Source organism: Merdimonas faecis (genome assembly GCF_001754075.1).
Classification (GTDB): Bacteria; Bacillota; Clostridia; order Lachnospirales; family Lachnospiraceae; genus Merdimonas; species Merdimonas faecis.
On the sequence record NZ_MIEH01000063.1, the window covers coordinates 1 to 1,850 of the forward strand.

At 44.7% G+C, this 1,850-nt stretch carries 2 protein-coding genes; both read left to right on the forward strand.

Annotated features, from left to right (window positions below; translation table 11 throughout):
* Positions 1 to 80: 80 nt before the first annotated feature.
* Positions 81 to 527 carry a transposase family protein gene (locus tag BKD12_RS17375; RefSeq protein WP_070090376.1) on the forward strand — a complete coding sequence of 149 codons (447 nt, stop codon included), beginning with the start codon at positions 81 to 83 and terminating at the stop codon, positions 525 to 527.
* Entirely contained in the window at positions 508 to 1,836 is a 1,329-nt protein-coding gene (locus BKD12_RS16230) for an ISL3 family transposase (protein WP_070090377.1), read from the forward strand. The genes BKD12_RS17375 and BKD12_RS16230 overlap by 20 nt, the downstream gene beginning before the upstream one ends.
* Positions 1,837 to 1,850 lie beyond the last annotated feature (14 nt).

Here is a 1,850-nt window from a genome sequence, read left to right on the forward strand (position 1 = left end):
CGTAAGCGCCAAATAGGTTCTTTCCAAAGTTGGTTGATATCACTGAAATAAAGTAATATAATAATACCGGGTGATGGTTCATGGAACAGGAAATCATAAGTTCATTAAGTCCGGATTTGGAGTGTATCCGGTGCAGGTTAAAAACCAGACAGATTATTTTCGAAGTTCAATCTGCAAGGAGGCAGGTTCCCTGCCCTTATTGCGGGACTTTTTCATCAAAAGTGCATTCCGTCTATCAGCGTGAGATCCAGGACATTCCGCTACAGGACCGGCAGACAATACTTTTATTAAGCACCAGAAAGATGTTCTGCATGAATCCTGCCTGCGGCTATAAAACATTCTCTGAAAGATTTGATTTTATTGATCCAAAAGAGAGAAAAACCAGGCGGCTGGTGAATAAGATTCTGAAAACATCTTCCAAATTAAGTTCTGTCAGTGCTTCCGCTTTACTGAAGGAAGATTCCATAAAGGTCTGTAAAAGCAGCATCTGCGATCTGCTTAAAAAAAATGCCGGCTCTTGTGGATAAGTCCGACGTCACAAAGATTTGTGTGGATGACTTTGCGTTCCGTAAGAGATATTCCTACGGGACAGTAATGGTTGACCTGGAAAGCCATAGAATTATTGATCTCCTCGATTCCAGAGAAACCGGTAAGGTTGAGGAATGGCTGAAATCTTATCCAAATATCCAGGTTATTTCCCGCGACGGCGCACAGACGTATGCTTCTGCAGCGGCCAATTCCCATCCCGGGGCATTACAGATCAGTGACCGTTTCCATCTGCTGAAAAATCTGTCCGGCGCAGTGGAGGAATATATGTACAGGCTGTTCCCTTCCCGCCTGGCTGTCCCGGCTGTTTCACAAAATCCGGAAATGCAGGCCCTTTATGATACCAGGAACCGCACGGAAAGGATACTGTTTGCCCGAAAAAAACGCTCCGAAGGCTATACGGTTAATGATATCGCACTTCTTCTTCATTCTTCCGTGACAACCATAAACCGGTATCTTTCGATGCCGGAAGATAAGATCCCGGAAAAGAAAGAAAACGCCCGTGAGCGGCAGCATCAGGAGCAGATCCTGAAAAAACAGGCGAAAATCGATGAAGTCCGCAGGCTTCACTCAGAAGGCCATTCGATTGATGAGATCAGCCGTATCACCGGCCACGCAAAACGGACTGTCAAAACATACCTGAAAGAGGACTGTCCGCTTATAAATGGGCACTATGACAGAAGACGGCCGGGAAAGCTGGCACCATATGAGAAGGAGATCATCGAACTGCGGTCCAAAGGGCTGACTTATGCCAGGATCCATGAACATATCGCTCAGAAAGGATATACAGGCACGATTGCCTCCCTGAGAGTCTTTATGCAGAAGGAACGAACACACCAGAAAAATATTTCCCCAAATGAGACTGTCCCTGTTGAGTACATTCCCCGCAAGACCATGTGTCAACTGATCTACCATGAACTGGAGAGTGTGAAAGGGATCACGGCAGAACAATATGAGGCAGCGATTCAAAAGTATCCTGTACTCGGCCAGTTATATACACTGTTAAAAGAATTCTACCGTATTGTGTTTTCCAGAAAAAGTGAGGAACTGGATTCCTGGATGGAAACGGCAGCGGAGCTGAAGATAGACGAACTGGACCGGTATATTAATGGCCTGCAAAACGACCTGACAGCTGTAAAAAATGCGATTATCTACCCATACAACAACGGCCTGGCTGAAGGCAGCGTAAATAAAATCAAACTTACGAAACGAATTATGTATGGACGGAATAGTTTTGCTTTATTGAAAGCGAAACTACTCATAAACGAATATTTTCATCAAATCAACTAAATCTGGAAAGAACC